General features: G+C 71.7%; 19 protein-coding genes. 13 read left to right on the forward strand and 6 right to left on the reverse strand.

The genetic code is table 11. The features are described 5' to 3' along the window. The first annotated feature begins 25 nt into the window (after nt 1-25). The 5 genes from BMZ82_RS28475 to BMZ82_RS28495 all read left to right on the forward strand — a co-directional run bounded on the left by BMZ82_RS28475 (nt 26) and on the right by BMZ82_RS28495 (nt 7,299). On the forward strand, nt 26-1,288 hold the full coding sequence (locus tag BMZ82_RS28475; protein ID WP_107487695.1) for a cytochrome P450 family protein: 1,263 nt from the start codon (nt 26-28) through the stop codon (nt 1,286-1,288). Nucleotides 1,289-1,377: 89 nt separating this feature from the next. Beyond that, nucleotides 1,378-2,610 carry a cytochrome P450 gene (locus tag BMZ82_RS28480; RefSeq protein ID WP_093780264.1) on the forward strand — a complete coding sequence of 411 codons (1,233 nt, stop codon included), beginning with the start codon at nt 1,378-1,380 and terminating at the stop codon, nt 2,608-2,610. 303 nt (nt 2,611-2,913) lie between these two features. Then, nucleotides 2,914-4,536: a phytoene desaturase family protein gene (locus BMZ82_RS28485; RefSeq protein WP_256252153.1), complete on the forward strand. Its 1,623-nt coding sequence runs from the start codon at nt 2,914-2,916 to the stop codon at nt 4,534-4,536. Between the two features lie 97 nt (nt 4,537-4,633). Then, entirely contained in the window at nt 4,634-5,743 is a 1,110-nt protein-coding gene (locus BMZ82_RS28490; protein WP_093780265.1) for an NAD(P)H-dependent flavin oxidoreductase, read from the forward strand. Further along, nucleotides 5,740-7,299 carry an acyl-CoA synthetase gene (locus tag BMZ82_RS28495; protein WP_093780266.1) on the forward strand — a complete coding sequence of 520 codons (1,560 nt, stop codon included), beginning with the start codon at nt 5,740-5,742 and terminating at the stop codon, nt 7,297-7,299. Before BMZ82_RS28490 ends, BMZ82_RS28495 begins: the two co-directional genes overlap by 4 nt. Nucleotides 7,300-7,305: 6 nt before the next feature. Here BMZ82_RS28495 and BMZ82_RS28500 read toward each other — a convergent pair whose 3' ends face one another. The 3 genes from BMZ82_RS28500 to BMZ82_RS28510 all read right to left on the reverse strand — a co-directional run bounded on the left by BMZ82_RS28500 (nt 7,306) and on the right by BMZ82_RS28510 (nt 12,839). After that, complete coding sequence (locus BMZ82_RS28500) at nt 7,306-10,215, reverse strand: ATP-binding protein (protein ID WP_093780267.1); 2,910 nt, start codon at nt 10,213-10,215, stop codon at nt 7,306-7,308. Between the two features lie 183 nt (nt 10,216-10,398). Beyond that, nucleotides 10,399-11,406 (reverse strand): (-)-alpha-amorphene synthase, encoded by a 1,008-nt coding sequence (locus BMZ82_RS28505; protein WP_256252154.1) that lies wholly within the window; start codon nt 11,404-11,406, stop codon nt 10,399-10,401. A gap of 5 nt (nt 11,407-11,411) precedes the next feature. Then, nucleotides 11,412-12,839, reverse strand: a complete 1,428-nt coding sequence (locus tag BMZ82_RS28510) for a cytochrome P450 (protein WP_093780268.1) — start codon at nt 12,837-12,839, stop codon at nt 11,412-11,414. Nucleotides 12,840-13,098: 259 nt separating this feature from the next. On the opposite strand from BMZ82_RS28510, the gene BMZ82_RS28515 reads away from it, so the two are divergent. After that, nucleotides 13,099-14,595 (forward strand): acyl-CoA synthetase, encoded by a 1,497-nt coding sequence (locus BMZ82_RS28515; RefSeq protein WP_093780269.1) that lies wholly within the window; start codon nt 13,099-13,101, stop codon nt 14,593-14,595. Between the two features lie 45 nt (nt 14,596-14,640). Here BMZ82_RS28515 and paaK read toward each other — a convergent pair whose 3' ends face one another. Then, nucleotides 14,641-15,942: a phenylacetate--CoA ligase PaaK gene (gene paaK / locus BMZ82_RS28520; protein WP_093780270.1), complete on the reverse strand. Its 1,302-nt coding sequence runs from the start codon at nt 15,940-15,942 to the stop codon at nt 14,641-14,643. 168 nt (nt 15,943-16,110) lie between these two features. Here paaK and BMZ82_RS28525 point away from each other — a divergent pair, with 168 nt between their 5' ends. Further along, complete coding sequence (locus tag BMZ82_RS28525) at nt 16,111-16,947, forward strand: alpha/beta fold hydrolase (protein ID WP_093780271.1); 837 nt, start codon at nt 16,111-16,113, stop codon at nt 16,945-16,947. Between the two features lie 31 nt (nt 16,948-16,978). Here the strand turns inward: BMZ82_RS28525 and BMZ82_RS28530 are convergent, their stop codons facing one another. Continuing rightward, nucleotides 16,979-18,583, reverse strand: a complete 1,605-nt coding sequence (locus BMZ82_RS28530) for an acyl-CoA synthetase (RefSeq protein WP_093780272.1) — start codon at nt 18,581-18,583, stop codon at nt 16,979-16,981. Nucleotides 18,584-18,760: 177 nt separating this feature from the next. On the opposite strand from BMZ82_RS28530, the gene BMZ82_RS28535 reads away from it, so the two are divergent. The 6 genes from BMZ82_RS28535 to BMZ82_RS28560 all read left to right on the forward strand — a co-directional run bounded on the left by BMZ82_RS28535 (nt 18,761) and on the right by BMZ82_RS28560 (nt 23,901). Further along, complete coding sequence (locus BMZ82_RS28535; protein ID WP_093780273.1) at nt 18,761-19,561, forward strand: crotonase/enoyl-CoA hydratase family protein; 801 nt, start codon at nt 18,761-18,763, stop codon at nt 19,559-19,561. Nucleotides 19,562-19,697: 136 nt separating this feature from the next. Next, nucleotides 19,698-20,642 (forward strand): Zn-ribbon domain-containing OB-fold protein, encoded by a 945-nt coding sequence (locus BMZ82_RS28540; RefSeq protein WP_093780274.1) that lies wholly within the window; start codon nt 19,698-19,700, stop codon nt 20,640-20,642. Then, nucleotides 20,639-21,709: a thiolase domain-containing protein gene (locus BMZ82_RS28545; protein WP_093780275.1), complete on the forward strand. Its 1,071-nt coding sequence runs from the start codon at nt 20,639-20,641 to the stop codon at nt 21,707-21,709. The genes BMZ82_RS28540 and BMZ82_RS28545 overlap by 4 nt, the downstream gene beginning before the upstream one ends. Then, a complete protein-coding gene (locus tag BMZ82_RS28550) occupies nt 21,706-22,872 on the forward strand; it encodes a thiolase domain-containing protein (protein ID WP_093780276.1) in 1,167 nt (388 codons plus the stop codon). The genes BMZ82_RS28545 and BMZ82_RS28550 overlap by 4 nt, the downstream gene beginning before the upstream one ends. An 83-nt stretch (nt 22,873-22,955) precedes the next feature. Beyond that, entirely contained in the window at nt 22,956-23,198 is a 243-nt protein-coding gene (locus BMZ82_RS28555) for a DUF397 domain-containing protein (RefSeq protein WP_093780277.1), read from the forward strand. A 205-nt stretch (nt 23,199-23,403) separates the two neighbouring features. Then, nucleotides 23,404-23,901 (forward strand): hypothetical protein, encoded by a 498-nt coding sequence (locus BMZ82_RS28560; protein WP_093780278.1) that lies wholly within the window; start codon nt 23,404-23,406, stop codon nt 23,899-23,901. Nucleotides 23,902-23,908: 7 nt separating this feature from the next. Here the strand turns inward: BMZ82_RS28560 and BMZ82_RS28565 are convergent, their stop codons facing one another. Then, complete coding sequence (locus BMZ82_RS28565; RefSeq protein WP_093780279.1) at nt 23,909-25,819, reverse strand: N-acetylmuramoyl-L-alanine amidase; 1,911 nt, start codon at nt 25,817-25,819, stop codon at nt 23,909-23,911. Between the last annotated feature and the right edge of the window lie 174 nt (nt 25,820-25,993).

A 25,993-nucleotide genomic window follows, 5' to 3' on the forward strand; every position in this document is an offset into this window, starting at 1 on the left:
AGCACCCACGATGAGAGGACACGACATGCCCAACCCCGACGGTGAGGTGGCCACCGGCTGTCCCGTGCACGCCGACGCCCCGGCGGGCCCCCGCCCGTGGACGCCCGGCCTGCCCGAGCCCCGCCCGGTGGAGCGACTGCTGCTGCCCGACGGCAACCCGGTCTGGATGATCACCCGCTACGACGAGGCGCTCGCCGCGCTCAACAACCGCAAGCTGAGCAAGAACTGGGACAACGCGCTGCCCGAGCTGTGGCCCTCGCTGGGCTACGACGGCCGCAAGTCCATCCTCAACCAGCACATGAACCTCGCCGACCCGCCCGAGCACACCCGGCTGCGCGGACTGGTGTCCAAGGCGTTCACCCCGCGCCGGGTGGCCGACCTCGGCGAGCGGATCCAGCAGATCACCGACGAACTGCTCGACGCGGTCGCCGAGGCGGGCACCGCCGACCTCAAGGACGCCTTCATCTCGCCGCTGATATCGACGGTGCTGTACGAGATGCTCGGCGTGCCGCTGGCCGACCGCGAGGAGTTCGAGCGCAACACCTACATCTTCGTCGGCCTGGGCAACTCCTCCAGCCCTGAGGAGGTCGTCGCCTCGGTCGGCTGGTTCGAGGAGTACCTGACCGACCTGACCGCGCAGCGCCGCGCCGACCCCGGCCAGGACCTCATCTCCGGTCTGGTGCAGGCCAACGAGGACGGCGACGCCCTCGCCGACCTGGAGATCCGCTCCACGGTCATGCTGCTGCTCCTGGCCGGCGCGGAGACCACCATCAACCTGCTGTCCAACGGCATCCTCGAACTGCTGCGCCACCCCGGGCAACTGGCCGAGGTCAAGAACGACCCCGAGGCGCTCGGCCCGGCCGTCGAGGAACTGCTGCGGCTGACCAGCCCGGTGTTCACCGCGGTGTACCGCTTCGCCACCGAGGACATGGTGCTGGGCGGCGCGCAGGTCCGGGCGGGCGAGCACGTGATGATCTCGCTGGCGGCGGCCAACCACGACGCCGGGCAGTTCAGCGACCCGCAGACGCTGGACATCCACCGCGACGCGTCCAGGCACCTGGCGCTGGGCCACGGCACGCACTTCTGCATCGGCGCCCCGCTGGCCCGGCTCAAGGCCCGGATCGCCCTGCGCACCTTGTTCGACCGTTTCGAGGACCTCCAACTCGCGGTTCCGGAGGAGAAGTTGACTTGGACGCCCAGCCTGGTGGCCAACAGCCTCGACCACCTCCCGGTGACCTTCACCGCAGCAACCCCGGTCGGCCCGGCCACCCCGGTCGCCGCGGGCTGACACCCGGCGCGGCACCACCCCGAACACCCCGAGACGAGACCTTTCCGCGCGGCGACCGCTATCCCGCGCGGGGTTGGGAACGACCAGTCATGACCGAAGCACCGATGCTCGACCCGGAATTCATCGCCCAACTGCTGCCCTTCGACCCGTTCGACCCGGCCTTCCTGGCCGACCCCTACCCCAGCTACACGCAGGTCCGTGACAAGGGCCCGGTGACCCGCACCCCGCTGGGACTGTGGGCGGTGACCGGGCACGAGGCCTGCTCGGCGGTGCTGCGCGACCAGCGGTTCGGCTGGGGCGACGGCGCCACCGTCGCCGACCACTTCCGCACCGAGGCCGACGGCTCGGTGGTCCGGCCGTTCATCTTCGCCGACCCGCCCGAGCACACCCGGATCCGGGCCCTGGTCGGCAAGGCGTTCTCCGCGCGCCAGGTGGACAGGATGCGCGCCACCGCCGACCAGATCGTGCGCGAGCTGATCGAGACCGCCCGCGCCGAGGCGGGCGACGGCCCGATCGACCTGATGCGCGCGGTCGCGCACCCACTGCCGGGCCGGATGCAGAACGCGCTGCTGGGCGTCCCCGCCGAGCACGCCGCCCGCTTCGACGAGCTGTCCGGCGACATCGCCCGCGGCCTGGACCCGAGCTTCCTGCTCGCCCCCGAGGACGTCGCCAAGCGGGACAGCGCCCGCGCCGAGCTGTACGAGTACATCGGCGAGCTGGCCGAGCAGCGCCGGGCCGCCCCGGGCACCGACCTGATCAGCGAACTGGTCGCCGTCGAGGAGGGCGGGGACGCCCTGACCCCGCACGAGCTGGAGGTCACCTGCACGCTGCTGCTCTCGGCCGGGTACGCCACCACCGTCAACCTCATCGGCAACGGTATGTTCGCGCTGCTCAGCCGCCCCGAACAGCGGGACTGGCTGCGCGCCCACCCGGACCGGGTGCCCGCCGCCGTCGAGGAGATGCTGCGCTTCGACGCGCCGGTGCAGATGATCGCCCGGGTCGCCCTGGCCGAGGCCGAGATCGCGGGGCAGACCGTCCAGCCGGGCGACCAGATCATGCTGATGATCGGCGCGGCCAGCCACGACCCGGCGGTCTACGACGACCCCGACGACCTCAAACTGGACCGCCCCGCCGGCCGCAACCTGGGCTTCGGCCTCGGCATCCACTTCTGTGTCGGCGCACCGCTGGCCCGGCTCACCGCCCAGGCCGCGATATCCGCCCTGACCGCACTGAACCTGGAACTCCTCACCGACACACCGCCCCGGGTCCCCAACATCATCATGCGCGGCCTGTCCGAACTCCCCGTCCGCATCACCGACTGAACCCACCGCCGCGCCCACGGGCACGGCGTCCGACATCGCAGACCGACGGACGCCGTGCCTCGCTCGCCGCGCTCAGCGGTCGAGGCCGAACAGCGCCGCCGCGTTGCCGGAGGAGAACTTCCGGCGCTCCTCGTCGGAAGCGAAGTGCCCGAGGAGACGATCTCGACCCTGCGCACCATCGAGACCCGACTGATCGCCCGCACCCGCCCCAGGGAGTCGCAGCCGACAACGCGTCAGCCGCCTCGTACCCCCCGTGCCTGACCGCCTCTGGCCGATCTTGATCGGGTCGTGTTACGAAGAGGCATGCGTGCACACGAGGGACATGAAGGAACCGAGGGGCATGAGGGAGCCGAGGGTGGCCGCGCCCCCGGGGGACACCGTGCCTACGACGTCGTCATCGTCGGCGGTGGGCACAACGGGCTGGTGGCCGCCGCCTATCTGGCCCGGGCCGGGCGGTCCGTGCTGGTGCTGGAGCGGCTGGACCACACCGGGGGCGCCGCCGTCTCCACCCGCCCGTTCGCGGGCGTGGACGCCCGGCTGTCACGCTACTCGTACCTGGTCAGCCTCCTCCCGCAGAAGATCGTCCGGGACCTGGGCCTGCGCTTCCGCGTCCAGGGCCGCACCATCTCCTCGTACACCCCCGTGGAACGCGGCGGGCGGCCGACCGGACTGCTCGTGGGCGGCGGCGAGGCGCGCACCCGGGAGGCCTTCGCGCGGCTGACGGGCGGTGAGCGCGAGTACGCGGCCTGGGAGCGTTTCTACGGCATGACCGGCCGCGTCGCCCAGCGCGTGTTCCCCACCCTCACCGAACCGCTGCCCACCCGCGACGCACTGCGCCGGCGCGTCGACGACGAGGAGGCGTGGCGGACCCTCTTCGAGGAGCCCATCGGCGTCGCCGTCGAGGAGCGCTTCACCGACGACCTGGTACGCGGCGTGGTCCTCACCGACGCCCTCATCGGCACCTTCGCCGACGCCCACGACCCCTCCCTCCAACAGAACCGCTGCTTCCTCTACCACGTCATCGGCGGCGGCACCGGCGCCTGGGACGTCCCCGTCGGTGGCATGGGCGCCCTGACCGACGCCCTCGCCGCCGCCGCCCGGGACGCGGGCGCCGTCCTCGCCACCGGCCACGAGGCGCTGCGCATCGCCACGGACGGCCGTACGGCCGAGGTCACCTACCGCACGGCCGACGGCGAGGGCGTCGCCGCCGCCCGCCACGTCCTCGTGAACGCCTCCCCGCAGGCCCTCGCGGCCCTCACCGGCGACGCGCCGCCCGCCCCCGCCGAGGGCGCCCAGCTCAAGGTGAACATGCTGCTCAAGAGGCTGCCCAGGCTGCGCGACAGCGCCGTCGACCCGCGCGAGGCGTTCGCCGGCACCTTCCACATCGCCGAGGGCTACGAGCAACTCGCCGCCGCCCACGCCCAGGCCGCCGCCGGTGAACTCCCCGCCGCCCCGCCCTCCGAGATCTACTGCCACTCCCTGACCGACCCGAGCATCCTCGGCCCGCACCTCGTCGAGCAGGGCTACCAGACCCTGACCCTGTTCGGCCTGCACACCCCCGCCCGGCTCTTCGCACGGGACAACGACGCCGTCCGCGAGGAACTCCTCAAAGCCACCCTCGCCCAACTCGACGCCCACCTCGCCGAACCCCTCGCCGACTGCCTGGCCACCGACGCCGACGGCCGCCCCTGCATCGAGGCGAGGACCCCGCTGGACCTCGAACGCGACCTCGGACTCCCCGGCGGCAACATCTTCCACCGCGACCTCGCCTGGCCCTACGCCCAGGACGGCACCGGCCGCTGGGGCGTGGAGACCCGGCACGCGAACGTCCTGCTGTGCGGCGCCGGCGCGGTCCGCGGCGGAGGGGTCAGCGGAGTGCCCGGCCACAACGCGGCGATGGCGGTACTGGAGACCCCGGCCGACTGAGACCCCGCGGCGACCGAACACCAGCCCCGGCGCAGGAATCTGACGGTGTATCAGAAAAAGCCTTCCGTCGGCCGGCCGGCTGGGGCATCCTGCGCCCATGCAGACGGAGCTGAGCAAGCAACTGGGAGTCGAGCACGCCGTCTTCGGGTTCACGCCGTTCCCCGCCGTCGCCGCGGCCATCAGCCGCGCGGGCGGCTTCGGCGTGCTCGGCGCGGTCCGCTACACCGCCCCCGACGACCTCAAACGCGACCTCGACTGGATCGAGGCGCACGTCGACGGCAAACCGTACGGGCTCGACGTCGTCATGCCCGCGAAGAAAGTAGAGGGGGTGACCGAGGCCGACGTCGAGGCGATGATCCCCGAGGGGCACCGGCAGTTCGTGCGGGACACCCTCGCCAAGTACGGCGTCCCGGAACTGGCCGAGGGCGAGGCGTCCGGGTGGCGGATCACCGGCTGGATGGAGCAGGTCGCCCGCAGCCAGCTCGACGTCGCCTTCGACTACCCGATCCGGCTGCTGGCCAACGCCCTCGGCTCCCCGCCCCCCGACGTCGTCGCCCGCGCCCACGAGCACAACGTCCTCGTCGCCGCGCTCGCGGGCAGCGCCCGGCATGCCCGCAAGCACCAGGACGGCGGCATCGACATCGTCGTCGCCCAGGGCTACGAGGCGGGCGGGCACACCGGCGAGATCGCCTCCATGGTGCTCACCCCGGAGGTCGTCGAGGCCGTGCACCCGCTGCCGGTGCTGGCCGCCGGCGGCATCGGCAGCGGACGGCAGGCCGCCGCCGCCCTCGCGCTGGGCGCCCAGGGCGTATGGCTCGGGTCGGTCTGGCTGACCACCGCGGAGGCCGACCTGCACTCGCCCGCCCTCACCCGCAAGCTCCTCGCGGCCGGCTCCGGCGACACGGTCCGCTCCCGCGCGCTGACCGGGAAACCCGCCCGCCAGCTCCGCACCGAGTGGACCGACGCCTGGGACGCCCCCGACGGACCCGGCACCCTCCCCATGCCCTTGCAGGGACTGCTCGTCGCCGAAGCCGTCTCACGCATCCAGAAGCACGAGGTGGACCCGCTGCTCGGCACGCCCGTCGGCCAGATCGTCGGCCGGATGAACGACGTCCGCAGCGTCCAGGCCGTCTTCGACGACCTCACCCGCGGCTTCGAACAGGCCGTGGACCACGTCAACCGCATCGCCGGAAGGAGCGGCCAGTGACGAGCACCGGCACACCCCCCACGGGCTTCTGGGCCCAGGCGACCGCCGACCCCCACCGCACGGTCCTCATCGCACCCGACGGCGAGCAGTGGACCGCCGGACGCCTGCACGCCGCCGCCAACCGGCTCGTGCACGGCCTGCGCGCCGCCGGACTCGAACGCGGCGACGCCTTCGCCGTCGTGCTGCCCAACTCGGCGGAGTTCTTCACCGCCCATCTCGCCGCCACCCAGGCCGGCTTCTACCTCGTCCCCGTCAACCACCACCTCGTCGGCCCGGAGATCGCCTGGATCGTCTCCGACTCCGGCGCCAAGGTCCTGCTCGCCCACGAGCGTTACGGCGACCAGGCGCGCCGCGCCGCCGACGAGGCCGGCCTCCCCGCCACCCACCGGTACGCCGTCGGCGACGTCGACGGCTTCCGCCCGTACGCCGAACTCCTCGACGGGCAACCGGAGTCGGCGCCCGCCGACCGCACCCTCGGCTGGGTCATGAACTACACCTCGGGCACCACCGGCCAGCCACGCGGCATCCGCCGCCCGCTGCCCGGCAAACCGCCCGAGGAGGCCTACCTCGGCGGTTTCCTCGGCATCTTCGGCGTCCGGCCGTTCGACGACAACGTCCACCTCGTCTGCTCGCCGCTCTACCACACCGCCGTCCTCCAGTTCGCGGGCGCGTCCCTGCACATCGGCCACCCGCTGGTCCTGATGGACAAGTGGACGCCCGAGGAGATGCTCCGCCTCATCGACGCCCACCGCTGTACCCACACCCACATGGTCCCCACCCAGTTCCACCGCCTGCTGGCCCTCCCGGCGGCCACCAGACAGTCGTACGACGTCACGTCCATGCGGCACGCCATCCACGGCGCCGCACCCTGCCCGGACCATGTGAAGCGGGCGATGATCGACTGGTGGGGCACATGTGTGGAGGAGTACTACGCGGCCAGCGAGGGCGGCGGGGCCTTCGCGACCGCCGAGGACTGGCTGAAGAAGCCCGGCACGGTCGGAAAGGCCTGGCCCATCAGCGAGTTGGCGATCTTCGACGACGCAGGCGACCGCCTCCCGCCCGGTGAACTCGGCACGGTCTACCTGAAGATGACGACCGGCGGCTTCGCCTACCACAAGGACGAGGACAAGACCCGCAAGAACCGCATCGGCGACTTCTTCACCGTCGGCGACCTCGGCGTCCTCGACGAGGACGGCTACCTCTTCCTCCGCGACCGCAAGATCGACCTGATCATCTCGGGCGGCGTCAACATCTACCCCGCCGAGATCGAGTCCGCGCTGCTCGCCCACCCCGCCGTCGCCGACGCCGCCGCCTTCGGCATCCCGCACGACGACTGGGGCGAGGAGGTCAAGGCGGTCGTCGAACCGGCCCCGGGACACGAGCCCGGCCCCGCCCTCGCCGCCACGCTCCTCGACCACTGCGCCGAGCGGCTCGCCGGGTACAAGCGGCCCAGGACCGTGGACTTCATCGCCGAGATGCCCCGCGATCCCAACGGGAAGCTGTACAAACGGCGGTTGCGGGAGCCGTACTGGGAGGGGCGGCAGCGGCCCCTGTGACGGCGGTCAGTGCCGGGCCCCGGGGAAGTCGGCCAGGGCCGCGGCGAGATCGGTGGCATCGGTGCCGATCTTGCGGTAGACGGACGAGAGCAGTTGCCGCACGCCCTGTTCGGTGAGCCGCAGTTCCTTCGCGACGACGGCCACCGGCTGCCCCTGGACGGTCAGTTCGGCGGTCTTGCGCTCCTGGACGGTGAGCGTGTCCGTCTGCCCGTAGCGCAGCGGCAGCGGGCGCAGCCCGGCTGCCGACAGCTCCTCCCTGGCGCGGGCGGCCAGTGTCTCGGCACCGCAGTGGACGGCGCTCTCCAGCCCCTGGTAGAGCCGGTTCGCGGCCTCCTGGAGCAGGCCGTTGCGCGACAGCGCGGCACCGTGCCCGACCAGCGCCCGGGCCAGCTCGTACGAGGCGGGCGACCCCTCCAGATGCTCGACGGCCTCCGCGTGCACGTCCAGCGCCGCCGGCCCGGCGGTCACCTCCGCCTCGACCCGGAGCGCCTGACCGATCACGGAGGCCGCGCCGAAGTCCCGGGCCCGCTTGACGGCGTCCCGGGCGAGCGGGACCGCCCGCTCGGGATCGGTGGCGGCGACGGCCTGCGCCAGGTTCAGTTGCCAGCGGCACCAGGCGGGGTTGCGCCAGCCCCGCGAGTCCAGCCACTCCCCGAGGCCGGACAGCAGGCGCTCCGCTTCGCCGTGCCGTCCCTCCGCGATGAGCAGTTCGGCGTACACGGAGCGCGGGTCGGGGTAGATGACGGCGTTCGGGACCATCTCGCCGTAGCGGTACTGGTCCGCGATCTTGCGTGCCTCGGGGGTGCGGCCACGGGCCAGCAGGGTCTGGATGAGGATGCCGACGGCGAACCACTGGGCGGGCACGGCCCCTTCCACCTTCTCGGCGGTGCGCAGCCCCTCCCGTGCCAGTTCCTCCGCGTCCACGAGAAGGCCGCGTCGGTAGCAGATGTAGCCGTAGAGGGTCTGGCCCAGGGCGAGGTGGGAGCCGCGCCACCCCTTGGCCTCGCACTCGGCGATGCCGTCGGCGAACAGCTCCTCGGCCCGTCGTGGCTGGTCGCAGTACATGAACACGAGGGCGACCGAGACCGGCACCTCGAAGCCTCGGTTCTCGTCGGTCCAGCTCAGCCCGTCGCGCAGGGCCTCCTCGGCGGTCGCCAGGACGCCCTGCCGCGGCTCGCCGCGCAACACCCCGTCCCAGGCCCGCAGCCCCAGGATGCGCCGCTCCTCCAGGCCCCGTCCGGTCAGTTGCCTGGCCAGCTTCGCCAGTCGGCGCGAGCGGGCGGGCGCATCGGGCTCGTCCGTGCGGAACGAACTCCAGACGAAGTGATCGGCCTGCATGCGCAGCCGGATGCGGGCATTGGTGGTCTGGCGTGACTCGTCGTCGGCGACGGCCGCCGCCTCGGCCAACTGGTCGGTGTGGGCCAGTGCCTGGGTCAGCCGGTAGACGATGGAGGCGCGCAGAGCGGGATCCATCCCGGTCTGGGCCAGTGCCTCCTTGAGCAGGGTGACCGTGGCCGTGGGCTCGATCAGGAAGGTCGCGCCGGCGAGTTCGTGGAGGAGTACGGCACGGTCCTCCGGGAGCGGCGGCTCCAGCAGCGCACGGGCCAGGACGCGCCGGGCGGACTCCGGGGCCCCGGCGCGAAGGAACTCACGGGCCGCCTCCCGGAGACACTCGACCACCTCGGTCTTGCCCTCGCACGGGAGTTCCAGCAGGTGGCGCGAGGTCTTGGCGGCACTGAACCCCGCATCCCGGACGGCCAACGCGGCCGTGTTGTGCATGAAGACGCGCAGAGCCGGCTTGATGTGCCGGTAGATCGTCGTCGGGATCAGCGAGTGGACGAAGTCGAGGCTCCCACCGGGCCCCTCGCCGTCGGCCACGATCCGGGCGACACGCAGTTTCTCGATCGCCTCGATGCTGTCCTCCCTGCCGATCACCGCGACGGCGGCGGCGAGCTCCGGTGAGAAGGGCGCGCCCAGGACGGCCGCGGCCTGCGCGAAGCGGACGGTGGTCGGGCCGAGCTTCAGCAGCCGTTCGATCAGTCCCGGGCCGCTGACCGCCGAGGCGATGTCCCGCATGAGGGACAGGTCGTCGTCAGTGCCCTTCACCTTGCGCTGAGCGAGGCCGATGGCGAGTTCCACGGTGTTGAGCGGGCTCCCGTCGGTCGCCTTGAAACACTTCTCGCAGAAGTCGTCCTCGGCCCCGTCCCCCACTTCGTCCCTGATGATGCGTGCCACGCCGGCGCGGGTCAGTGGCTCCAGAACGTACGGACGGTTCCCGTGATGCGTGACGAGAGTGCGGAAAGCGGCCGCCTCGGGCGGCAGTTCGTCGGGCCGGTAGGCGACGACGATCAGCAGCGGCAGGTCCGCGGCCCGCGGCGCGAAGGACGCGAGCCAACTGAGCGACTCTGCGTCGGCCCAGTGCAGGTCGTCCAGAAGCAGGACGACGGGAGACTCCCTCATCGTGAGACGGGTCATGACCCAGTCGAGACCGTCCCGCACGCCGGTCGGGTCCGGCGCATGGGCGGTGTCCGTCGCTTCGAGACCGAGCGCGCCGGCGACGATGTCGTACCAACTCCCCAGGAACGTACGGAGTTCCGCGTCGTCCATCGCCGCCAGTGCGGGCTGGACGAGTTGGCGCACCACGCGGAACGCCACCTCCTGTTCCCTCTCGCCGCCCCGGCCCGAGAACACCGTGAACCCCAGTGCCTCCGCTCGTGCCCGCGCCTGCGTGATGAGCGCCGTCTTGCCCAGCCCGGCCGCGCCGGTGAAGGCGAGCAGCCCGCCCGCGCGCGCCTGCGGCATGCCTTCGACGGCGCGGTGCAGCTTCGACAAAGTCGAGTCGAGCGCATCGAGTTCTCGGCGTCGCTCGAGCAAGGGGCGAGATTCGGTCATCGGCTGCCGCGGCTCATACGCCATGTGCCCTACCGCTTCCTGTCGTCGATCCTCGGAGGACTGCGCCGAGCGTACGCCCCCGATACACACCCAGTGACGGCGTTGAGCTCCGATGATGACCAGGAAGGATGAATCATGCGCCGAGCTGGTTAGGCGGTCTGTTCTGCTGGGTATGAGGTGCCGAATAACTCACTCCGAATCTCCCTCTCAGAGGTGGGCGGGCACCATCGAGGTGTCCGCGTAGCGCGGCACGGTGAGGGACCAGAAGTAACACCCGCGGATCCAGCCGATCATGCCGTCCACGTAGCCGACCCCGGCGGTGCTCAACTCCGGTTTGATCTCCTCGTAGAGCCGCTCGATCTCGCTGATCGTGCCGTTGATCTGCCGGATGGCCAGCATCACGGCCGCAGGCAAGGAGCACTGGTGGGTGCGCTGGTGGGCGAGGGCCAGATTGATCATTCCGCCTGTCTGATGCTCCTTCACCGCCGAGAAGAGGTCGGGAATCCACACCGCCGCATCGGCCGACAGCCGGCTCAGGCGCTGTATCACGGGGTGACCGAGCACCTCGGGGGCCAGTTCGCACGGGTGCGCGGCCTCGCACAGCGGGTAGAAGGGCTCGACGCCCGCGATGAGCGAACGCACCGAACTGCACAGTCCGATCCCCATGGGGACGGGATGCGCCTGGGCCACCGCCTCGTACAGCAAACCGTGCACATACTCGCGGCTCTTCCACGCCCACCGCTCGGCCTGCGCGGGTGTGCACCGCGCGCGGACTCGGCGGTGGAGGTCGGACAGGGCCGCGCCCAGCGGGGTGTGGGGCGGGTCGCCGTCGCGCAGGATTCCGATGCTCTCGCTCAGCATGGGCAGCAGCAGGCCCGGGGACTCCCGGCCGACCTCCTCCGCCCGGTCGTCGAAGACGAATTGATAGGCGATCTGATCGGCCACGAGCTGGAGGATGTCGGCGTCCACGGTCGGGCTGTTGTACGACGCGAGCTCGGCGGGCCGGGTGTAGCCGATCATCGCCGCCACCCCCGGTTCGTCGGCCAGCCCCGACTCGCGCAGCCAGGTGTCGACGCCGGTGACCGCTGCGGCTTCGTGGCTGTTCCGCACGAACGGGAAGGGCATGTAGAGGTGGGTCTCGATCAGTTCTTTGAGGCTGGAGGCGCGCATTTCGCACTGCGCGGCGAGCGTGGCTTCTTCATGCGTGGTCGACACTGTCGTCACCGGCCTTTCGGGAATCCTGTACGGGGCTCGCAGATCATCACCAGGGACCTCGGTCCCAGCGTCGCCCCGGGGCGCGGTGGTGCGACGGGGCCGGGCAGATGGGTCAGGCGCCAGCGGGCGGCGACGGTGGCCACGGCCACCGTGATCTCCGCCATGGCGAAGGCGTCGCCGATGCACTTACGGCTGCCCGTGGCGAACGGCATCATCGCGCCGGGCGGTGCGGCGGTGGCCCGTCCCGGCAGCCAGCGCTCGGGGCTGAACCGGTCGGGGTCGGGGAACGACGCGGGATCGTGCTGAAGCAGGTAGGGGCTGTACAGGACGGTGGCCCCCCGGGGGAGACGCTGCCCGGCGAGTTCCGTCTCCGTGGTGGTGATACGGGTGAAGAGCCAGCCGGGCGGTGAGTGGCGCAGCGTCTCGTGGACGACGCTTCGGGTGTAGGGGAGGCGCGCCAGATCCTCGGGATCCGGCCGCCGCCGTCCGTCGAGCACGCTGTCGACCTCCGCGTGCAGCCGGGCCTCCGCCTGCGGATCCTGCGACAGGAGACTGAACGCGGAGGCCATGGCCAGGGCGGTGCTCTCGGCGCCGGTGAGCAGAAGCGAGACGAGGTGGTCGTGGACCTCCTGATCGGTGATCGCCGCGTCGGCCGAGCCAGCTCCGTTCGCCGAGTCGGCCCCGTCCTCCGCCTCCGAGCCGGTGGCGCGCGCGGCCTCCAGCAGGGTCCCCAGCAGGTCGTCGCGGGGAGTGCCGCGCCGGCGCTCGGCGATGGCCGCGTCGGTGATCGCGTGCACGCGGGCGACCGCACGCCGGTAACGGCGGTTCGCGGGCGTGGGGACGCGGAACAGGGCGTCGACCGGCACGACGGTGCGGACGAACAGGCCACGGACGATGTCCGCCAGACACTCCCGCACCTCGGCGGACGTCGCCGCGTCGAGCGAGTCGGAGAAGAGGACGCGGCTGATCATCCGCGTCGACAGCGCCATCATGGCCGCGCTGACGTCGACCCGCTGCCCCGGACGCCAGTCGCCGCACACCGCCTCCGCCTCCTGGGCCATCAGCTCCGTCTGATCCGGGAGCCGGGACGGGAGGAACGCGGGCTGCACCAGCCTGCGCTGGCGCCGGTGCTCCGCGTGGCGGCTCGTGACCAGACCGTCGCCCATCAGCACACGGAGCCGGTCGAACAGCGGACCCCCCTTGTCGAAGGTGCGCGCGTCCTTGAGCATCCGGTGGACCAACTCCGGATGACACACCATCCAGGCCCGCTGCGGACCCAGCCGGATCTCGACCAGATCTCCATGGCCGGGCAAAGAATTCAGAAAAGCCAACGGGCGACGGTACAAGGCGATACCGTGGCCGAGGAGTGGGAATATGCCCGGCGCAGTACCCACCTTCCATAGGCGTTCTCGTTCCGGCACAGCGCTACTCATTCCATACCCCCTGCTTCATACGGCACTTGCACACCAAATGGACGCCGCACTGACTTGGCGCCCGAGTCAGGTTCTGCCCAGTCCGAACCCTTTCCCTTTGCCGCGAATCCTTTCTGCAGGGGGGCGCAAAGGAGCGCGGAGAAGCAGAAGAAGCATTTCGCTGCGAATTGTTCCCGACGGCTCACCCCCTTTCGGGTCTTTCCTCGGGGTTGCGTCCAGCACTTGACGTGCCCCGGCCGCCGCCTGAGGATCATGAGCCATGACGCCCGGACATGGCAGTACGGTCGACGGGGTGCTGCGGCGCAGCGCCCGTCGCACTCCGGCGCGCGTCGCCGTCGAGTACCGCGACCGCACCTGGACCTACGAGGAACTCGACGAGGCCGTCTCCCGCGCGGCGGGCGTCCTGCTCGGCGCGGGGCTCGCCCCCGGCGACCGGGTCGGCGCCTACGGGCGCAACTCCGACGCCTACCTCATCGCCTTCCTCGCCTGCGCCCGCGCGGGCCTGGTCCACGTCCCCGTCAACCAGAACCTCACCGGCGACGACCTGACGTACATCGTCGACCAGTCGGGCAGCGCCCTGGTCCTCACCGATCCCGACCTCGCGGACCGACTCCCCGACCGCGTCAGGACGTTGGCCCTGCGCGACGCCGACGACTCCCTCCTCGCCCGCCTCCCCGCGACCCCCCTGTACGACGGCCCCGAGCCGCGCGCCGAGGACCTGGTCCAACTGCTCTACACCTCGGGCACGACGGCCCAGCCCAAGGGCGCGATGATGACCCACCGGGCCCTGGTGCACGAGTACCTGAGCGCGATCACCGCCCTCGACCTGAGCGCCGGCGACCGCCCCGTGCACTCCCTCCCGCTGTACCACTCGGCACAGATGCACGTGTTCCTGCTGCCGTACCTCGCGGTCGGCGCCACGAACATCGTGCTCGACGCGCCCGACGGCGACCTGCTCTTCGACCTCATCGAGGAGGGCCGCGTCGACAGCCTCTTCGCCCCGCCCACCGTGTGGATCGGCCTGGCGAACCGCCCCGACTTCCCGACCCGCGACCTCGGCGCGCTGCGCAAGGCGTACTACGGGGCGTCGATCATGCCGGTGCCCGTCCTGGAGCGGCTGCGCGAACGCCTGCCGAAACTCGGGTTCTACAACTGCTTCGGCCAGAGCGAGATCGGCCCGCTCGCCACCGTCCTCGCCCCCGACGAGCACAAGGGCCGCATGGACTCCTGCGGGCGCACGGTCCTGTTCGTGGACGCCCGGGTCGTCGACGAGGACGGCACGGAGGTCCCCGACGGCACACCCGGTGAAGTCGTCTACCGCTCCCCGCAGTTGTGCGAGGGCTACTGGGACAAGCCCGAGGAGACCGAAGCGGCCTTCCGCGACGGCTGGTTCCACTCCGGCGACCTCGCCGTCCGCGACGCCCACGGCTACTTCACGATCGTCGACCGGGTGAAGGACGCCATCAACTCCGGTGGCGTACTGGTCGCTTCACGCCAGGTCGAGGACGCGCTGTACACCCACGACGCCGTCGCCGAGGCCGCCGTGATCGGCCTGCCCGACGAGAAGTGGATCGAGGCGGTCACGGCCGTGGTCGTCCCGCGCGGCGAGGTCACCGAGGAGGAGCTCATCGCCCACACCCGCGAGAGACTCGCGCACTTCAAGGCTCCCAAGCGCGTGCTCTTCGTGGACGAACTGCCCCGCAACGCGAGCGGCAAGATCCTGAAGCGGGAACTACGGGACCGGTTCAGCTCATGACCGCACGGATGTCACGACTCCCGGCCCTCATGACGTCCCCGGCCCTCATGACTCCCGTGGACGTTCGTCCACGATCCGCCTGATCTTGCCCACCGACCGCTCCAGCGTCTCCGGGTCCACGATCTCGACCGCGACCGACACCCCGATGCCGTCCTTCACCGCCGCCGCGATGGCCTGCGCTGCGGCGACGCGGTCGGCGGGAGCGGCGTCGGGGCGGGCCTCGGCGCGGACCGTGAGGGCGTCGAGGCGGCCCTCGCGGGTCAGACGGAGCTGGAAGTGCGGCGCCACGGCCGGGGTGCGCAGCACGATCTCCTCGATCTGTGTCGGGAAGAGATTCACCCCGCGCAGGATGACCATGTCGTCGCTGCGGCCGGTCACCTTCCGCATCCGCCGGAAGACGCGTGCCGTGCCCGGCAGCAGCGCCGTCAGGTCACGCGTGCGGTAACGGACGATCGGCATCGCCTCCTTGGTGAGCGAGGTGAACACCAACTCGCCCTCCGCGCCCTCCGGAAGGACCTCGCCGGTGAACGGGTCGACCACCTCCGGAAAGAAGTGGTCCTCCCAGATGTGCAGGCCGTCCTTCGTCTCCACGCACTCCTGCGCGACCCCCGGCCCGATCACCTCCGACAACCCGTATATGTCGACCGCGTCGATCGCGAACCGCTCCTCGATCTCCTGACGCATCGCCTCCGTCCACGGCTCGGCGCCGAAGACGCCCACCCGCAGCGAGGTCGAGCGCGGGTCGACGCCCTGGCGTTCGAACTCGTCGAGAAGGGTGAGCAGATAGGAGGGGGTCACCATGATGATGCGCGGCTTCAGGTCCTGGATCAGCAGGACCTGACGGGACGTCATACCGCCGGACGCGGGGATCACCGTACAGCCGAGGCGTTCGGCGCCGTAGTGGGCGCCGAGGCCGCCCGTGAACAGGCCGTAGCCGTACGCCACATGGACCGTGTCGCCGGGTCGGCCGCCCGCCGCGCGGAGCGAACGGGCCACCATGTCCGCCCACATGGACAGATCGGCGTCCGTGTAGCCGACGACCGTCGGGCGGCCGGTGGTGCCGCTGGAGGCATGGATGCGGCGGATCCGGTCGCGGGGGACGGCGAACATCCCGTACGGGTAGTGCTCGCGCAGGTCCGCCTTGGTCGTGAAGGGGAAGCGGGACAGATCGGCGAGGTCGCGGCAGTCGTCGGGGTGGACGCCGGCCTTGTCGAAGGAGTCGCGGTAGAACGGCACATGGGCGTACGCGTGCCGCAACGAGGCGCGCAGGCGCTCCAGTTGCAGCGCGCGCAGGGCGTCCACGTCGAGACGCTCGCCCTCGTCCAGCAGGTTCCGCGCATCCCTCATGGGACTACTCCCTCGCCCAATCGTGTCAATACGGGCGACCGATCATTCGGTCGATCTCCTTCGGGATCAGTAATCCAGGCCTGCGGGCATCCGGCAAGAGCCCGGTCGGGAATTTCGCCCGGGAGAACCCGGTTGCGGGCGGCTGCGACCCGCGCCGAGGATCGGGGCATGCCGATCTTCACCGCACCGGACGGAACCCCGCTCGCCTACCATGCGCGGGGCGCGGGCGAGCCGCTCGTCGTGCTGCCCGGCGGCCCCATGCGGGCCTCCCGCTACCTCGGCGACCTCGGCGGACTCACCGCCCACCGCCGGCTGATCCTCCTCGACCTGCGCGGCACCGGCGACTCCGCCGTCCCGGCGGACCCGGCGACGTACCGCTGCGACCGGCAGGTCGACGACGTCGAGGCGCTGCGCGTCCATCTGGGGCTGGAGCGGATCGACGTGCTCGCCCACTCGGCGGGCGGCAGCCTCGCGCTGCTGTACGCGGCCCGGCACCCGCACCGCGTGTCCCGGCTCGCGCTGATCACCGCCACACCCTGGGCGCTGGGCCGCCCCGCCACGGCCGGGGACCGGCTGGCGGCGGCCCGGCTGCGCGCGGACGAACCGTGGTTCGCCGCCGCCTTCCCGGCGTTCGAGGCATGGCTCGCGGGCGACGACGATCCCGACTGGGCGCTCGTCGCCCCCTTCTTCCACGGCCGCTGGGACGACACCGCCCGCGCCCTCGAAGCCGCCGCTGACGACGAACAGACCAACTCCGAGGCGGAGCACCGCTTCCTCGACCCGGCCGCCTTCGACCCGCCCGCCCTGCGCACCGCCCTCGCGGCCGTCACCGCCCCGGTCCTGGTGCTCGCCGGCGAACTGGACGGCGGACCCCGGCCCGCCCTCGCCCGGCTCGTCGCCGACGCCTTCCCGAACGCCGAGTTCACCGTCCAGCCCGGCGCCGGCCACTACCCGTGGCTGGACGACCCGGATTCGTTCGTCGGACGCGTCGGTTCCTTCCTCTGACACCCGGGAACCCGCCCGCCCCCCGGAAAGCTCACTGGTCCTGTGCGACCGCCACCTCCCGCGCCCACCGGTAGTCCGCCTTCCCGCTCGGCGAGCGGCGGATGGACTCGGCGAGCACGAGCTGACGCGGGATCTTGTAACCGGCGAGCCGGGTACGGCAGTGCCGCTGGATGTCCTCCAGGGAGGGCAGCGGGGCACCCGTGCGCACCTGCACCACCGCCGCCACATGGTCGCCCCACGTCGCGTCCGGCACCCCGGCCACCAGGGCGTCGTACACGTCCGGATGCGACTTCAGGGCCTGCTCGACCTCCTCCGGGTACACCTTCTCGCCCCCGGTGTTGATGCACTGCGAGCCACGGCCGAGGACGACGACCACACCCTCCTCGTCGACGGTCGCCATGTCGCCGAGCAGCACCCAGCGCTCGCCGTCCTTCTCGAAGAAGGTCTCGGCCGTCTTCACCGGGTCGTTGTAGTAGCCGAGCGGCACATGGCCGTACTGGGCGACCCGGCCCACCTCGCCCGGCGCGACCCGCTCGTACGTGGCCGGATCGACCACCCTGGTACGGGAGTTGACCCGGACCCGGAAACCGCGCTCGGGCCCGGAGTCGTCCGTCGCCGTGCCGTTGAAGCCCGACTCCGAGGAACCGAAGTTGTTCAGCAGCATCGCGTTCGGCAGCAGCGCCCGGAACTGCCTGCGGACCGTGTCCGACATGATCGCCCCGGACGAGGACACACTGAACACCGACGAGCAGTCCGTGCCCCTCATCGGCCCCTCGAGCGCGTCGATCAACGGCCGCAGCATCGCGTCGCCCACCAGGGAGATACTGGTGACCTTCTCCTTCGCGACCGTCCGCAGCGCCTCCTCGGGCACGAACTTGCGGTGGATCACCACGCGTTGGCCGAAGTTGAAGCCGATGAACGCGGTGAGCGTGGACGTGCCGTGCATCAGCGGGGGAGTGGGGAAGAAGGTGATCCCCGTCCCCCCGGCCGCCACCCGCTCGGCGATCTCCTCCGGCTTCTTCACCGGCTCCCCGGTCGGCGAGCCACCGCCCAACCCCGAGAAGAACAAGTCCTCCTGACGCCACATCACCCCCTTGGGCAGACCGGTCGTGCCGCCCGTGTAGATGATGAACTGGTCGTCGCCCGAGCGCGCCGGGAACCCGCGCCCGGCGGAACCGCCCGCCTCGGCCTCCGCGAACGACACGATGCCCTCGCCCGCCGGGCCCACCCGGATCAGATGCCGCAACGCAGGCGTCTGCGGCAGCGCCCCCGCCACCCGGTCCGTGAACTCCGCGTCGAAGACGAGCGCGACCAGATCCGCGTCCCGGTAGAGGTAGACCAACTCCTCTTCCACATAACGGTAGTTGACGTTGACCGGCACGATCCGCGCCTTCAGGCAGCCCAGCACCGTCTGGAGGTACTCGACGCCGTTGTACAGATGCAGGCCGAGATGCTCGCCGGGCCGCAGCCCGCTGTCGAGCAGGTGATGGCCGATGCGGTTGGCGGCGGCGTCCAACTCGGCGTACGTCAGCCGCCGTTCCGCGCCCGTGCCCGGGTGGTCGACGTACACGAGCGCCTCACGGTCGGCCGCCACGTCGACGACCGACTCGAACAGGTCGGCAAGGTTGTACTCCACCGCTCCTCCTGACCTCGCGGGGCCCGCTTCTCCCGACGGTTCGCCGGTCATCACAGCAAAGGGCGCGGTAAGTGGGAAGGGCTCCCACGAAGAAATCTGACTGACTGTCAGAAAACCCTTGAACTGCCATCACGCCTCCTGCAACCTGTTCTCGTTCTTTCCGAGGGGAGATGTGCGATGGGCGGTACCGAACACCTCACGGTGCGGCGCGAAGGCGCCACACTCGTGCTCACGCTCAACCGGCCGGAGGCCAGGAACGCGCTCTCGATCGCCATGCTCGTCGGCCTGTACGACGGCTGGCTGGAGGCCGACGCGGACGACACGGTCCGCTCGATCGTGTTCACCGGCGCGGGCGGCGCGTTCTGCGCCGGCATGGATCTCAAGGCCCTCGCCGGGCAGGGCATGGAGGGGGAGCAGTACCGCGACCGGCTGAAGGCCGACCCCGACCTGCACTGGAAGGCGATGCTGCGCCATCACCGCCCCCGCAAGCCGGTGATCGCCGCCGTCGAGGGCCACTGCGTCGCGGGCGGCACGGAGATGCTCCAGGGCACCGACATCCGCGTCGCCGGCGAGTCCGCCACCTTCGGCCTCTTCGAGGTGCGGCGGGGCCTGTTCCCGATCGGCGGCTCCACGGTCCGGCTGCAACGCCAGATCCCGCGCACCCATGCCCTGGAGATGCTGCTCACCGGGCGGCCGTACAGCGCGCGGGAGGCTGCCGCCATCGGGCTGGTCGGGCATGTCGTCCCCGACGGGACGGCCCTGTCGAAGGCGCTGGAGATCGCCGAACGGGTCAACTCCTGCGGGCCGTTGGCGGTCGAGGCCGTCAAGGCGTCGGTGTACGAGACCGCCGAGCTCACGGAGACGGAGGGGCTCGCCTCCGAACTCGCCCGGGGCTGGCCGGTGTTCGACACCGACGATGCGAAGGAGGGTGCCCGGGCCTTTGCGGAGAAGCGGGCGCCTGTCTATAAGCGGGCGTGATGTTCCGCCGGTGCGCCCGTTCGTAAGCTGCGGGCCGTCCGTCGCTGGTCGCGCCCACGCGGCGGAGCCGCAAATGTCACAGCCCCGCGCCCCTTTGGGGCGCGACTCACCGATGCTGCTCAGGAGGCAACCCCAGATGCCTGAAGTTCTCAAAGCGCCCCTGGTTGTCGAGTTTCCGTTTACTCGGTCTCTTGGGCCCGTTCAGAGTGCGTTTCTTACCGGGTTGCGGGAGCGGGTCGTTCTCGGGGTGCGGGCCGGTGACGGGCGTGTTCTCGTGCCGCCCGTCGAGTACGACCCCGTCACCGCCGAGGAGATTCGCGACCTCGTGGAGGTGGCCCCCACCGGGACGGTCACCACCTGGGCCTGGAACCACGCGCCCCGCCGGGGTCAGCCCCTCGGCACCCCCTTCGCGTGGGTGCTGGTGCGGCTCGACGGGGCCGGCACCGCTCTGCTGCACGCCCTCGACGCCCCCGGGCCCGACGCCGTCCGCACCGGGATGCGGGTGCGGATCCGCTGGGCCGAGGAACGTACCGGTGCCATCACCGACATCGCCTGCTTCGAGCCGTACGACGGCGCGCCGGGCCAACCGACCGGCAGCGACGGGGAGTTCGAGGGCGAGCCGGTGACCGGCATCGTCGCCCCCGCTCGGCTCGACTACACCTACTCGCCCGGCCGCGCCCAGTCCGACTACATCGCCGCGCTCGCCACCCGGCGCACGGTCGGCGAACGCTGCCCGTCCTGCCGCAAGGTGTACGTCCCGCCGCGCGGGGCCTGCCCCACCTGCGGTGTGCCGACCGCCGAACAGGTCGAGGTCGGGCCGGGCGGCACCGTCACCACCTTCTGCATCGTCAACATCAAGGCGAGGAACCTCGACATCGAAGTCCCCTACGTGTACGCCCACATCGCCCTCGACGGGGCCGACCTCGCCCTGCACGGACGCATCGGCGGCATCCCCTACGACCAGGTGCGCATGGGCCTGCGCGTCGAACCCGTGTGGACGGAAGGCGCCCGCTACCCCGACCACTACCGGCCGACCGGCGAACCCGACGCGGACTACGACGCCTACAAGGAGCTGCTGTGACCCGCGAGGAATCCTCAGGCCTCCGCGACGTCGCGGTGGTGGCCTTCGCCCAGACCGACGTCCTGCGCACCACCGACGAGCTCTCCGAAGTGGAGATGCTCATGCCGGTCCTGCACAGCGTCCTAAACCGGACCGGCCTGAAGACCGCCGACATCGGCTTCACCTGCTCCGGCTCCAGCGACTACCTCGCCGGCCGCGCCTTCTCCTTCACCCTCGCCCTCGACGGCGTCGGAGCCTGGCCGCCCATCGCCGAGTCCCACGTCGAGATGGACGGTGCGTGGGCGCTGTACGAGGCGTGGACCAAACTGCTCACCGGCGACGCGGACACCGCGCTCGTCTACTCCTACGGCAAGTCCTCGCCCGGCTCCGTACGCGACGTGCTCACCCGCCAACTCGACCCGTACTACGTCGCCCCCCTGTGGCCCGACTCCGTCGCCCTCGCCGCGCTCCAGGCCCAGGCCCTGATCGACGCGGGCGACACCGACGAGAGCGCCCTCGCCGCCGTCGGCGCCCGCAGCCGACGCGTCGCCACCCTCAACTCCCATGCCCAGCTCCGGGGTTCGGTGCCCCAGGGGGATTACGTCGTACGGCCGCTGCGCACCGGCGACTGCCCGCCGGTCGGCGACGGGGCCGCCGCCGTGATCCTCGCGGCGGGGGAACGGGCCCGCGAACTGTGCTCCCGGCCCGCCTGGATCCGGGGCATCGACCACCGCATCGAGGCCCACGCGCTCGGCGTGCGCGACCTCACCGACTCGCCCTCCACCCGCCTCGCCGCCCAGAAGGCGGGCGTTTTCGAACGGCCCGTCGACACCGCCGAGTTGCACGCCCCGTTCAGCGCGCAGGAGGTCGTCCTGCGCAAGGCGCTGCGGCTGGACGACAGCGTGCGGGTCAACCTGTCCGGCGGCGCCCTCGCCGCCAACCCCATGATGGCCGCCGGCCTCGTCCGCATCGGCGAGGCCGCCGCCCGCATCCACCGGGGCGAGTCCGACCGAGCCCTCGCCCACGCCACCTCCGGCCCGTGTCTCCAACAGAACCTGGTCGCCGTACTCGAAGGGGAACCGCGATGAGCAAGGAGCCCGTGGCCGTCGTCGGCATCGGCCAGACCAAGCACGTCGCGGCCCGACGGGACGTCTCCATCGCCGGGTTGGTCCGCGAGGCCGCCCGACGCGCCCTGGCCGACGCCGAGTTGACGTGGGCCGACATCGACGCCGTCGTCATCGGCAAGGCCCCCGACTTCTTCGAGGGCGTCATGATGCCCGAGCTGTACCTCGCCGACGCGCTCGGCGCGGTCGGCAAGCCGATGCTGCGCGTGCACACGGCCGGCTCCGTCGGCGGCTCCACCGCGCTGGTCGCCGCGAACCTCGTCGCGGCCCGCGTCCACGGCACCGTCCTCACCCTGGCCTTCGAAAAGCAGTCCGAGTCCAACGCCATGTGGGGACTGTCCCTGCCGATCCCCTTCCAGCAGCCCCTGCTCGCCGGGGCCGGCGGCTTCTTCGCACCCCATGTGCGCGCGTACATGCGGCGCAGCGGCGCACCCGACACCGTCGGCTCGCTGGTGGCCTACAAGGACCGCCGCAACGCGCTCAAGAACCCCTACGCCCACCTCCACGAGCACGACATCACCCTGGAGAAGGTCCAGGCCTCGCCCATGCTGTGGGACCCGATCCGCTACTCGGAGACCTGCCCCTCCTCCGACGGGGCCTGCGCGATGATCCTCACCGACCGCGCCGGAGCCGACCGCGCCCCCCGGCCGCCCGCCTGGATGCTCGGCGGCGCGATGCGCAGCGAACCGACCCTCTTCGCCGGCAAGGACGCCGTGTCGCCGCAGGCCGGCAAGGACTGCGCCGCCGACGTCTACCGGCAGGCCGGCGTCACCGACCCGCGCCGGGACATCGACGCCGTCGAGATGTACGTACCGTTCTCCTGGTACGAGCCCATGTGGCTGGAGAACCTCGGCTTCGCCGACGAGGGCGAGGGCTGGAAGCTGACCGAGGCCGGGGTGACGGAGCTCGACGGCGACCTCCCCGTGAACATGTCGGGCGGCGTCCTGTCCACCAACCCCATCGGCGCCTCCGGCATGATCCGCTTCGCCGAGGCGGCGCTCCAGGTACGCGGACAGGCCGGGGAACACCAGGTGGAGCGGGCCCGCACGGTCCTCGGACACGCCTACGGCGGCGGCTCCCAGTTCTTCTCCATGTGGCTCGTGGGCGCGACGCCCCCGCAGTCCTGAAAGGTCCCGCTCACGTGCTCTGTCGGCCTCCCGAACCGGTCGCTAGGCTGACCCGCGGACGACGAACCGGGAGGAGCACGGACGTGGCCGAGAGCACCATCCAGCAGCAGCCGCTCACGGGCTGGGACAAGCCCGAGCTGGACCTCAGCAGCGCCGAGTGGCAGTCCAGCAGCCAGGGGCGGGGGGATGTCCAGATCGCCTTCGTCGAGGGATTCATCGCGATGCGCAACAGCGGCCGTCCCCAGAGCCCTTCGCTGATCTTCACGCCCGCCGAGTGGGGCGCGTTCGTGTCGGGGGCGCGGGAGGGGGAGTTCGACCTGACCTGACCCCGCCCGCCTCGCAGCAGGCCCGTCGACCGCCCCGAGCCCGCGCCGACGAGCCGCGTCCCGCCGGTGCGCCCGGCGCCCGCCGCCAGGTGGTCGCCGGCGTCCCGCCCCGGGGACGTGATCGGCCGTCCCCGACCCGCGCCCGGCGGCGAACCGCAGCCCGCCCAGGCGTCACCGGACGCCGGTGGCCACGTACCATGGCCGCATGTCGTTCCTCCGCCGCCGCAGTGCCACTCCCGCCGGGCCCGACTTCGACGTACTGGCCATGGATCCGGGCGACTGGCCCGGCAATCTGGGCGCCGGCCTGCTGCCCGCCCCCGACGGTAGCTGCCAGGGCGTCTTCCTGCGCTACGACCTCTTCGGCGGCCGCGGCCCCGCGATGATCATCGGCAATCTGCCCGAGGGCTCCCCGGCCCGCGAGGTGGCGGAGGACGAGATCCCCTTCGAGGTCGCCCAACTGCTGCTCGCCCTGGAGAACGACGAGGAGGTGACCGTCGTCGGCACCGAGGACATGCCGGTGATGCAGGGCGACAACCTGCTGATCGTGCGCCGTCTCAAGCTCTCCGAGGGGCGGATCTCCTGCGTGCAGTTCGACCGCAGCGACCAGGTCCTGGTGACCATCGCCGCCTGGGACCGCCCCATCACCGACGACCTGTACGCCCTGCTGAAACCGCTCCCGGCGGAGCTGTTCCAGCAGGGCTGAGGCCCGGCTAGAAGGCCGACGAGGCCGACGACATCACCTTCACGTCCGCCGCCCGCACGAACGCCACCCGGTGGCCGTACTGGATCTCGTAGTACTGATCGTCCCCGATGACGACCTGGTGCGAGGCGGTGGAGAAGGTCACCGCGTAGTAGTACTCGCCCGGCACCTTGTCCCCGACCACGTACTTCTGGCCCTTCGGCAGGGTGTACGGCAGCGCTGCGAGCCCCTGGTCGGGGACGCCCGCCGGGTAGGCCGACGCCTCCGGGTAGGCGCGGCCGTACAGCGGCACGCTCGCAAGGCCGTCCTTGGGCGTCACCACCTGGCCCGCCGCGGGCACCGCCGTCGGCTGGCCCTCCGGGTTGCGGAACCAGGCCTTCTGACCCAGGTACCAGATCGCCGTCCAGTCACCCCACTGGTCGGCGACCGCGTACTGCTGGCCGGTGGACACCCGCGAGGCGAGGTCGTTCACGCCCGTCGTCGGCGCCGAGCCGTCGCCGACGTCCTTGATCAGGGCGGACTTCTCGTCGTGGTCGGAGTACAGCCGCACCTCGCTGGAACCGTGCGCCGCGCACGGCTGCCCCTTGACGGCGCAGTCCGTGTACACCGGCTGGTTGGCGGCGTAGTCCGGCCGGATCGTCACCAGGCCGCCGCTGCCGCCGCTGCGGGCCGTCGCCGCGAAGGGCCGCCCGAGCAGCTCGAAGTAGTGCCGCCAGTCCCAGTACGGGCCCGGGTCGGTGTGCATCCCGGAGACGGCCGCGGCGGTCGGACCGGGCACGTTGTCATGGCCCAGGATGTGCTGCCGGTCCAGCGGGATGCCGTACTTCGCGGCCAGGTACGTCACCAGCCGGGCCGACGAGCGGTACATCGCCTCCGTGTACCAGGCGTCCGGCTGGGCGAGGAAACCCTCGTGCTCCAGACCGATCGACGTGGAGTTGATGTACCAGTTGCCCGCGTGCCAGGCCACGTCCTTCGCCTTCACATGCTGGGCGATGTGGCCGTCGGTGGAGCGCAGCGAGTAGTTCCAGGACACGTACGTCGGGTCCTGGACCAGGTCCAGCACCCCTTCCCAGCGGCCCTCGGTGTCGTGGACGACGATGTACTTGATGCCCGGCGCGGCGGGCCGGTCGGCGAGGTCGTGGTTGCCGTAGTCGTTGTCGCCGAACTGCTCGTAGGGCGCCGGGATCCACTCGCAGGACACCGTCGCCGGGCACTCGGTGCCCGCCGCCGAGACCGTGCGCAGACCGGTCTCCCGCAGTTGGGACGTGCGCGGCGCGAGGTCCGGCTGCGCGGCCAGGGCGACCGGCCCGCCCGCGTCCGTCATCCGCTCCTCGCCGGTGCGCAGCACGTCGTAGACGTCGTTCGCGTAGGCGGCGGCCGTCGCGGTGTCGTCCGCGCCCGAGAACCGCGCCACCGCGCCGTACCAGCCCGCCGGGCCGGCGCTCAGCGGCTCGCCCAGACTCCGCTGGGCGGCGGCGAGGAGGGCCGCGCCGCCCGCGATGTTGGCCGCCGGGTCCGTGCGCAGTTCCTCGGGGCTCAGCCCGGTCAGCTCCGCCGCCCTCGGCAGGGTCCGCAGCCGGGCCGGGAGCTCTTTGTCCGACGGGATCCGCGCGGCCGGGGGCAGGGCCGGGCGGGCCGAGTCGCCCCGGGCGTCCTCCGTGCCCTCGCTGTGGTGCGGGGCCGTCGCGAGCGCCGTACGCGCGTCGGTGAGGTGCATCGGGCCGTAGCCGCCGGTCACGCTCGGCGCGCCGTCGTGCGTGTCCCAGCGGGACTGGAGGTAGGAGACGCCCAGGAGCACGCTCTGCGGCACGTGGTACTCGGCGGCAGCGGCGGCGAACGCCCGCTGAAGGCTGCTCGCCGAGGACTGGGCGGTGGCGGGCGCCGCGCCGAGCAGCGGGAGCAGCAGAGCCGCCGACGCCATCGCGCCTGCGGCTCTACGGGTACCTCGGGTACATCTGGGGGATCCGGAGTGAGTGACGGGTTTTCGCAACGCGGCCTCCTGGGCGAGCGGGCGGGCATACAACCCGTCAATCATGCGCACAAACAGGAGATTTCCCTCGTCAAGACACCGCTCTCGCACCGACGGAGGTCCGCG

The sequence above is a fragment of the Streptomyces sp. yr375 genome, from assembly GCF_900110755.1.
Lineage (GTDB): Bacteria > Actinomycetota > Actinomycetes > Streptomycetales > Streptomycetaceae > Streptomyces.

Excerpts from the sequence above, each read along its gene's own strand:
- BMZ82_RS28500 (WP_093780267.1), bottom strand. The coding sequence starts at position 10,215 with ATGGCGTATGAGCCGCGGCAGCCGATGACCGAATCTCGCCCCTTGCTC.
- BMZ82_RS28550 (WP_093780276.1), top strand. The coding sequence starts at position 21,706 with ATGAGCAAGGAGCCCGTGGCCGTCGTCGGCATCGGCCAGACCAAGCAC.
- BMZ82_RS28565 (WP_093780279.1), bottom strand. The coding sequence starts at position 25,819 with ATGGCGTCGGCGGCTCTGCTGCTCCCGCTGCTCGGCGCGGCGCCCGCC.
- BMZ82_RS28515 (WP_093780269.1), top strand. The coding sequence starts at position 13,099 with ATGACGCCCGGACATGGCAGTACGGTCGACGGGGTGCTGCGGCGCAGC.
- BMZ82_RS28485 (WP_256252153.1), top strand. The coding sequence starts at position 2,914 with ATGCGTGCACACGAGGGACATGAAGGAACCGAGGGGCATGAGGGAGCC.
- BMZ82_RS28480 (WP_093780264.1), top strand. The coding sequence starts at position 1,378 with ATGACCGAAGCACCGATGCTCGACCCGGAATTCATCGCCCAACTGCTG.
- BMZ82_RS28540 (WP_093780274.1), top strand. The coding sequence starts at position 19,698 with ATGCCTGAAGTTCTCAAAGCGCCCCTGGTTGTCGAGTTTCCGTTTACT.
- BMZ82_RS28510 (WP_093780268.1), bottom strand. The coding sequence starts at position 12,839 with ATGAGTAGCGCTGTGCCGGAACGAGAACGCCTATGGAAGGTGGGTACT.
- paaK (WP_093780270.1), bottom strand. The coding sequence starts at position 15,942 with ATGAGGGATGCGCGGAACCTGCTGGACGAGGGCGAGCGTCTCGACGTG.
- BMZ82_RS28535 (WP_093780273.1), top strand. The coding sequence starts at position 18,761 with ATGGGCGGTACCGAACACCTCACGGTGCGGCGCGAAGGCGCCACACTC.
- BMZ82_RS28560 (WP_093780278.1), top strand. The coding sequence starts at position 23,404 with ATGTCGTTCCTCCGCCGCCGCAGTGCCACTCCCGCCGGGCCCGACTTC.
- BMZ82_RS28525 (WP_093780271.1), top strand. The coding sequence starts at position 16,111 with ATGCCGATCTTCACCGCACCGGACGGAACCCCGCTCGCCTACCATGCG.
- BMZ82_RS28475 (WP_107487695.1), top strand. The coding sequence starts at position 26 with ATGCCCAACCCCGACGGTGAGGTGGCCACCGGCTGTCCCGTGCACGCC.
- BMZ82_RS28490 (WP_093780265.1), top strand. The coding sequence starts at position 4,634 with ATGCAGACGGAGCTGAGCAAGCAACTGGGAGTCGAGCACGCCGTCTTC.